This is a genomic window from Reinekea sp. (genome assembly GCF_982785585.1).
The window spans coordinates 20284-27811 of sequence record NZ_CEYAVF010000039.1 but is presented as its reverse complement, the minus strand read 5'-3'; the positions used below and the strand labels follow the sequence as shown (position 1 = coordinate 27811).

Below are 7528 nucleotides of genomic sequence, written 5' to 3'. Positions count from 1 at the left end.
GTTTGCAATTGCCTAAGCCAACGTAACTGAGAGCTCAGCCTATATGGTTAGGATTATTCGGTTTTTTTTGGTTTTTACGCTCTTGGGTGTTTTGCTCGGCCTAACCGGTTGCACCCAGACGCACGCGCTGAAACCCCTTGGTCTGTCCGACCATCAATTCTATGGCCACTACGAAAGTCCGGTTCGGGTACCGGCTGTTTCAGTAACCGACCCCGCCCGCCCCCCGGAACGGGCGGCCGTTGTGTTCGCCTCCGACCGCAGCTGTGTGGGCCAGTCGACCCAATACAACGCCGGCCACTATCTGAGCCATCGGCCGCTGCAGTTAGATGACTCAATCCAATCGATCAATGCGCGGCAACAGCAGTTCAATCGCGACCTGCCGCTCAGTCCGGGCGAAATAGTCGATATCCAGATTGAGGACGGCGACGGTTTTTCTGGGCGCTATGTGGTGAATCTCGATGGCACCGTTCGCCTCGCGCTGCTCAAGCCGGTCCATGTAGTGGGTCAGGGCGTCGGTCATGCGGCGGAGCAGATTCGGGCAGCGCTGGTGAACGAGGGTTTCTTTCAACCCCAGGCGGCGAGGGTCAGCGTACGTGTGTTGCACTGGGCACCCATTGAAGTGGCGGTGTCCGGTGCCGTATTCGAAGCCGGTCAAATTCGTATCAATGATCTCAAGCCGAGTTCGGTTCTGGTAGAGCAGCTTAATGCCTACGGTGACTATGCCAGTCATCGTACCGTGGTCGAGGCTCTGCGAGCGGCATCGGGTATTCGCCCGGACGCCAAGCTGGACCAGGTGATCATTATTCGCAACGGTTGGCAGCTCGAAGTTGATATGAGTGGAGTGCTTACTGGGAAGTCGGTGACCCAGCTGGCACTGATTGCTGGAGATAGGATTGTGGTACCCACCACTGGGTGTTTTCAACAACAGCTGGTGCGGCCATCTCAAATAACCCCCAAGGGTTTTAGGGTCTTTATGTCGAATCTGACGGTTCCGGCCGCAGGCAATGCGGCAGCTGGCGTGAGTAGCTACAGTTCCAATCTGCCCTATGGCACGCGACTGTTGCAGGCCGTCGTGTCTGCCAACTGCGTGGGTGGTGCGCAAGTCAGTAATGCGGCGCGTAAGGTGGTCTTGGCCAGTAAAAACCCATTAACCGGCGAGTTCCAAGTGATCGAGCGGTCGATCGAGTTGCTTATGAAGCAGGCCTATCTAGACGATCAAAACCCTTACCTGATGCCCAATGACGCCATAGCCTGTTACGACTCCGACGTGACCAATCTGCGCGAAGCGGCGCTCACCCTTGGGGATGTTTTTGCACCCCTGAAACTGCTGTTCTAGGCTTGGGAGTCGAGCGATGCATCATTCTAAAGTAAGCCAAAACCTGCCGGTCGTATGGCAGGCGAGCAGTTTTATCAATCGGCGACTGTTTCGCTTGCGTATACCGCGCTATGTCTGGGTGGCCCTTATTTGCTATGCGTTAATCGGCCTCATCGTGTACCTCTACCTGCAGCGCTCGCCAGTCTTTTCCAGCAGCCTGGCGGTCGTGCTGCCGGGGTCGGGCTCATCGAGCAGCTTCAGTATTGATGAGGTCGGGCAGGCCAACCAATCCACCAATACCGCCTTCGGCAATGCCTCGTTTAACCCGTTGGTCAACTATAAGGCAATCCTGACCAGTACTGTGGTACTCAAAAATTCGGCGCTGCGGCTGGGTGTTGGCCTGGATTCGATCGAGCGACCGCAGGTGGAACTGCGCGACAGCTCTTCTTTGCTTTTTGTCTATGCGCAGGGCGGTTCGCCCACTCAGGCAGAGCAGCTGGCGTGGGCACTCTATGAGTCGTTTCAAGAATCCTTGGACGCCCTGCGGTTAGACGAAACGCAACGCCGCGACGACAGCATTCGCAACGTCCTCGACCAGTATCGCCAGAAATTGGCGAGCACCCGGGCAGCCATCATTGAATTTCAGCAACGCGCCCTGCTGATGTCGATGGCGCAACTGGATCAGCTAGTGGTCACGCTGTCGGATTTAAACAGTAAACGTCTGAGCGTGAAAGCCAATCTGCGCAGCATCGAAAATTTTGTTAATCGGTTAAGCCTGGACGTTGGTGTGTCGCCCTCGTTGGCAGGCCAAGCCTTTCGTCTGCAAAGCGATGCCGAATTTCGCGGTTTTCTCAAGGAGCTTGACGAGAGCGCGGGCCTGGTTGCGCAGTACTCTTCCCGTTGGGGCAGTCAACACCCCAAGGTAGTGGCGCAAAAATTGCGCTATGACGCGGCCCGACAAGCGTTGAAAAGACGCAGCCAAGAGTTGCTCGGCACGAACAGCTCCGATGCCCTGTTTGCTATGGACCTGCAATACAGTCCCCAACGGTCTCAACTGTTCGCGCAACTGCTCGACAGCGCGGCCCAATTGAGTGGACTAACGGCCGAGCTAAACGAACTCGATTTGGCTGATGCTCGACTCAACGATCGGCTGAAAATCTTCACCCGCGAAGCCTCTGAATTGGAACGATTGGAGCGCGAGCACCAGTTGGCCGAAGCCGTCTTTATGTCAGCCGCAGCGCGCCTAGAGTCCGGTAAGGCTGATGTGTTTTCGTCCTACCCAGCGGTGCAATTGTTAGCGACACCGTCCCTGCCGATTAAGGCCAAGAGTCCCGACATGAAAATCGCCCTGGCTATTGCCGCACTCGGATTCCTCTGCATCACCTTTGGATTACTGACCCTATGGCATCGAACCTTCTTTATAAATCTTCTCCTGAAGAGCGAATAATTTTTTACAGCCTGGCTGGCACCTACGGTGTTTATATTTTGGGTGGGATGTATGTCTTGGGCTCGGTCTTGGGTTGGCTCCTGCTCATGGTTTTTTTATTAAAAATTTTCATTCGCAGTAGTGCAGATGGTGCTGGCCATCCTCTGCTGCGCATTTCACCCCTGGTCTGGTTGTGGGTGATCGGTATGGTAGCCATGTTGTTGGCGCTGTTGATTGCGCATATTGATAGACGCTTGGGCACTGGTATGACGATCAAGTCAACCATTGGTTGGGCCAAAGGTTGGGCCTTGCTCGCGCTGTTCCCGTTGCTTGGTAATCTGCTCAAGGTCAATCCAGCCATTGTTGCGCGCGGCTGTTGTATCGCCGCTTTCAGTGCGGTGCCCTTTGCCATTGTGGGCATTGTTTTTTATGCCGTGGGCTTGTCGGGTGAGCTTTATATGTCACCGTTAAAAGCTATCGGCGGGCCGCTTGAGGCGTTCAATGTGCGCCTATTTGGCCTTAATCCGGAAACCCATCTGGCGCGCTGGCAATTTATTGCCCCCTGGGCTCCGGCCGCGGGGCTGATGTCCTGTTTTTATCTGTTGATCTGCTTGCAGGAGCAGGATCGGGCATGGCGCTTCATGGGCGTTCTGGGCGCAACGGTGATGTGCCTATTGTGCCAATCGCGCGCCGGCTGGGTGATCTTTATCGCCATCATCCCCATGGTCTTCGGCCTGAGTCGATTGCGCAATCCCAGAGTGTGGCTGGCCACCGGCGTGCTGATTCCAGCCCTGTTGCTTCTCGCGCAACCCCTGTATGACTGGCTGCTGGACTCCTACACCCAAGTAAAGCAGAGCCGACCGGGCTCGACCCGGGTGCGCGAAACCCTGGCGCGCATCGCCGTGCAACGCTGGGCCAATGAGGCGCCCATTTGGGGCCATGGCATTGTCGAACGCGGCCCCAAGAGTGTCGAACATATGCCGATAGGCAGTCACCACAGTTGGTATGGCCTGTTGTATGTAAAGGGTGCCGTGGGCTTTTTAGCGCTGGCTCTGCCATTGGCGCTCACCAGTTTTGCAATGTTGATTTTGGCGCAATATTCCAAGGTTGCTCAGGCCTCGTTGGGCATCTGCATTGTCATTATCAGTTACAGCCTGTTCGAAAATTTAGAAATTTTAGTCTACCTCTATTGGCCAGCATTGCTCTGGTTAGGTATCAGCCTCAGTCCCGAGGCATATTCAACGGCTTGGGTCGGCAAACCTCGACACCCTAAGGAGACTTAGCATGATATTTTCCGATAGCTATCTGTGCGGCTACTATGGCATGCAGAATACCGGCGACGATGCCCTTTTGCTCGCTACCGCCTGGGGGGCGAAGAAATTTCTGGGTGATAAAAACCATCGCGTTAGTAATGTGGCGCCGTTGCACTTATCCGGCCTGCCCTATTTACCGGCTGGCTTAAAAGTACAACAACGTTTTCGCGGCGAGAATCGGCTCAAGCAGTCGTTTCATGCATTGGTCTCGAAGCGGGTTATCTTTGGTGGTGGTTCGGTGCTGCACAACAGTCACGATATAAATTTGAAACGCCAATTGATGACATTGTCGGGTCGTCAAGGCTTGGCGCTTGGCGTCGGGTTGGGCCCGTTCCGGGACAGCGCAGCGGAAAAAAACTGTGCGAAATTTCTTAATGAATGTGAATTTGTCGGCGTTCGCGATGTCGATAGCTTTGCCTTGGCCAAGCATATTGCGCCCCAAGCCAAGATTAAGCTGACCTTCGATTTGGCGCCCCTGCTGCTGTTAAATAAAGAGCTCAAATTTGACCGAGTAGCCCGCGCGGGCATTTGTGTTTGTCTCTGTCCATACGAACGCTTGAGCAGTGACAGCGCAGCCGAACACCAGCGACTCATGGCGCTGGCGCAAGCCATTGTTCGCGTGCATCGTGAGACCGGCGAAGCCATCACGCTGCTCGACTTTAATGGCCATGCCACCTTAGGTGACAAACAGGTGCACGTGGCCTTGCGTGCATTGCTGCCAGCAAGTGTTCCGGTGACTCATCTGCATTACCAACAAAATCCGTTAGTTGTACTGCAACAATTGGCCACTTTTAAAGTCGTTGTGAGTATGCGCTTGCACGGTTCGGTGCTGGCCTACCTAGCCGACACGCCGGTAGTTTCACTCAGTTATCACAGCAAATGTGATGGCTGGTGTCGACAAATAGGTCAGCCCGAGTCGCTCCAGTTCGATGCTAAGCAGATCGAGGTTGAACAACTGGTGCAGGTAATCAGCGCCGGCCTGAGTCAGGGTTTTATGGCCCCGACTCTGACGCCCGCCGAGGCGGTGGAAAAATCTTTGACCAATTGGAGTATCTGATATGACGACCGGCCGACCTAACATTTCCGTGGTGATTCCATTGCACAATAAGCAGGCCCATATTCTGGCCACGATTCAATCGGTACTGGCGCAAAGCCTTCAGCCTTTAGAGATTATCGTGGTCGATGACGGATCGACGGACCAGAGTGCCGAGCTGATTCAGACTCAGCTGGCGACCAACCCGGACTACCAACGCGTTCGTCTGATCCAGCAGGCCAACGGCGGCGTCGCCAAGGCGCGCAATGTCGGCATCGAGGCCGCAAACAGTGATTTTGTTGCCTTGCTGGATGCAGATGACAGTTGGGAAGCGCATTTTTTAGCAGAAATTGATGATCTGATTGAACGCTTTCCTCAGGCCGGTGCCTTCGCCACCGGTTACCAGAAGATGCTCAGCGACAATCTTTATGTCGATCCCAAGGTGCGCTTCCCAACGGCGGTTACAACAGCAACTATTTTGCCCTGCTACTTTGAAATTTGTGCGCGCGGCGATCTGCCCTTTATGGCCTCGTCGGTGTGCATTGATAAAACGCGGGTGACCGATGCACCCTGGTTCCCCGAGGGTGAGTCGATGGGTGAGGACCAGGATCTATGGGCGCGCTTGTCATTGCATTCGAGCATTGCCTTTAGCCCGAAAGTCCTGGCGTTCTATCGCCTGGATGCGGAAAATAGGGCCTGCACCCGGAACTATCCGAGCGTTGAATGCGGCTTCAGTCGGCGCCTAAATCAGGCCATTAAGACTGGACGGATCCCGATTCATCGCCGCGCCAGCGTGTTAACTTACACCGCAACCCATCTGTTGCATTTGGCGCGCCTGAATATATCGCTCGGGCGTTTTCAGGTCGCCCGGACACTTTTGTCCGACCGGCGCTGTAACCGTTTACGGGTCAAGAAAACGCTTTGCCAAGGGCGCATATGGCTGGGCCAGTTGCGTGGCCTATAGGTGCAGCGTCCGCCCATCCTTCTAGGCTGCGGTATTGACGCTCTCCATACACCGGTTGAGCCAGTTTTGACTGTACAGCAGGTCCCGATAGCTTATAGTCATGGTAACGACGGCCCTATCAACTAAGCTGTTGTTCATTAATAATAAAAATAGTAGGAGATAGGCTTATGTTCGGATCCATAGTTGCTAAAGACTACATGTCGATCAAACCTGTTACATTCCGTGCCGATACCCATATTTTCGAGGCCATTCAGGTTCTACTACAGAACAAAATTTCCGGCGCAACGGTGGTCAATGACGCTAATGAGGCGGTTGGTGTAATCTCGGAGATGGATTGTTTGCAGGCTATTATCAACGTCGGTTATTACGATCAAGGCGGCGGATATGTCGGGGATTTTATGACCCGCAATGTCGAGTCGATCGATCAGAACATCAATATAATCGATGCTGCACAACTGCTGCTTAAGACCAAGCGGCGGCGGATGCCGGTCATTGAAGACGGCAAGTTTAAGGGCCAGATCAGTGCACGCAGTATTCTGATGGCCTTTAAAAACTTCCGCAACCAGGACCAGAGCGCCGAAGACAACCGTTGAGGCGCAATGGTCTCGTAGCGGCTGTCATCGCGGTCGGCATCCGGTAGATTGGGCTCGTTTTAGCCGGATGAGTTCGCTATCATGCCTTTTTTCCTACGCAGTCATTGTCAATGTTAACAGATCCACTCTTTTACCTCGTTGCCATACCGGCCCTGCTGATTATGGGGATCTCCAAAGGCGGTCTTGGCGGCGGCTTGGGCATTGTCTCGGTGCCGTTAATGTCCCTGGTGATCGCGCCGACTCAGGCCGCGGCCATTATGCTGCCGATCCTCTGTGTGATGGATGGCTTCGCCCTGTGGGGCTTTCGCGGTCAATACGACAAGCCCAATCTGCGTACCATATTGCCGGCGGCGATCCTCGGTATCGGCGTCGGTGCGGCAACCTACAGTTATCTGTCCGATAGCCATATCCGGCTGATGGTGGGTTTGATCGCCTTGGTGTTTAGTCTGAACTGGCTCTATCACCGCATGCGCGGCAACAACCCGGCCGCCAAAGCACCGAATCGAATCAAGGGTTGGGTGTTTGGTGCCATATCGGGCTTTACCAGCTTTAGCGTGCATTCCGGTGGTCCACCGCTCGATATGTATCTGTTACCGCAACGGCTGCCCAAGGGTGTTTTTGTGGGCACCACCATCATCTTTTTTGCCGTGGCCAACTATACCAAGCTCATTCCCTATGCTTGGATGGGCCTGCTTGACACCACTAACCTGATGACGTCCCTAAGCCTGATCATACTGGCCCCCATTGGGGTTCGGTTGGGCATGCTGTTACACCATCGGTTGTCCGATGGCTGGTTCTATTGGTTGTGTTACTGCTTGCTGCTGGTGGCGGGTATTAAGCTCAGTGTGGATGGGGCGAGCGCCTTATGGGCGGCTCGCTTTTAG

General features: G+C 54.5%; 7 protein-coding genes. All 7 read left to right on the top strand.

Annotation, left to right across the window (positions count from 1 at the left end):
- The first annotated feature begins 43 nt into the window (after nt 1-43).
- The 7 genes from AC4FIC_RS13655 to AC4FIC_RS13625 all read left to right on the top strand — a co-directional run bounded on the left by AC4FIC_RS13655 (nt 44) and on the right by AC4FIC_RS13625 (nt 7528).
- A complete protein-coding gene (locus AC4FIC_RS13655; RefSeq protein WP_476194528.1) occupies nt 44-1336 on the top strand; it encodes a polysaccharide biosynthesis/export family protein in 1293 nt (430 codons plus the stop codon).
- A 16-nt stretch (nt 1337-1352) separates the two neighbouring features.
- Nucleotides 1353-2762, top strand: a complete 1410-nt coding sequence (locus AC4FIC_RS13650) for a GumC family protein (protein ID WP_287418911.1) — start codon at nt 1353-1355, stop codon at nt 2760-2762.
- Nucleotides 2717-4024 (top strand): O-antigen ligase family protein, encoded by a 1308-nt coding sequence (locus AC4FIC_RS13645; RefSeq protein WP_193437310.1) that lies wholly within the window; start codon nt 2717-2719, stop codon nt 4022-4024. The genes AC4FIC_RS13650 and AC4FIC_RS13645 overlap by 46 nt, the downstream gene beginning before the upstream one ends.
- 1 nt (nt 4025) lies before the next feature.
- A complete protein-coding gene (locus AC4FIC_RS13640; protein ID WP_100258261.1) occupies nt 4026-5111 on the top strand; it encodes a polysaccharide pyruvyl transferase family protein in 1086 nt (361 codons plus the stop codon).
- A gap of 1 nt (nt 5112) precedes the next feature.
- Complete coding sequence (locus AC4FIC_RS13635) at nt 5113-6051, top strand: glycosyltransferase family 2 protein (RefSeq protein WP_100258260.1); 939 nt, start codon at nt 5113-5115, stop codon at nt 6049-6051.
- Nucleotides 6052-6218: 167 nt separating this feature from the next.
- Entirely contained in the window at nt 6219-6644 is a 426-nt protein-coding gene (locus tag AC4FIC_RS13630; RefSeq protein WP_100258259.1) for a CBS domain-containing protein, read from the top strand.
- 110 nt (nt 6645-6754) lie between these two features.
- The gene (locus AC4FIC_RS13625; RefSeq protein ID WP_100258258.1) at nt 6755-7528 is read left to right on the top strand and encodes a sulfite exporter TauE/SafE family protein; all 774 of its coding nucleotides are present in this window, start codon (nt 6755-6757) and stop codon (nt 7526-7528) included.

Bases quoted from the DNA above. Each gene is read 5' to 3' on its own strand.
- AC4FIC_RS13655 (WP_476194528.1), top strand. From the start codon at position 44: ATGGTTAGGATTATTCGGTTTTTTTTGGTTTTTACGCTCTTGGGTGTT.
- AC4FIC_RS13650 (WP_287418911.1), top strand. From the start codon at position 1,353: ATGCATCATTCTAAAGTAAGCCAAAACCTGCCGGTCGTATGGCAGGCG.
- AC4FIC_RS13645 (WP_193437310.1), top strand. From the start codon at position 2,717: ATGGCATCGAACCTTCTTTATAAATCTTCTCCTGAAGAGCGAATAATT.
- AC4FIC_RS13640 (WP_100258261.1), top strand. From the start codon at position 4,026: ATGATATTTTCCGATAGCTATCTGTGCGGCTACTATGGCATGCAGAAT.
- AC4FIC_RS13635 (WP_100258260.1), top strand. From the start codon at position 5,113: ATGACGACCGGCCGACCTAACATTTCCGTGGTGATTCCATTGCACAAT.
- AC4FIC_RS13630 (WP_100258259.1), top strand. From the start codon at position 6,219: ATGTTCGGATCCATAGTTGCTAAAGACTACATGTCGATCAAACCTGTT.
- AC4FIC_RS13625 (WP_100258258.1), top strand. From the start codon at position 6,755: ATGTTAACAGATCCACTCTTTTACCTCGTTGCCATACCGGCCCTGCTG.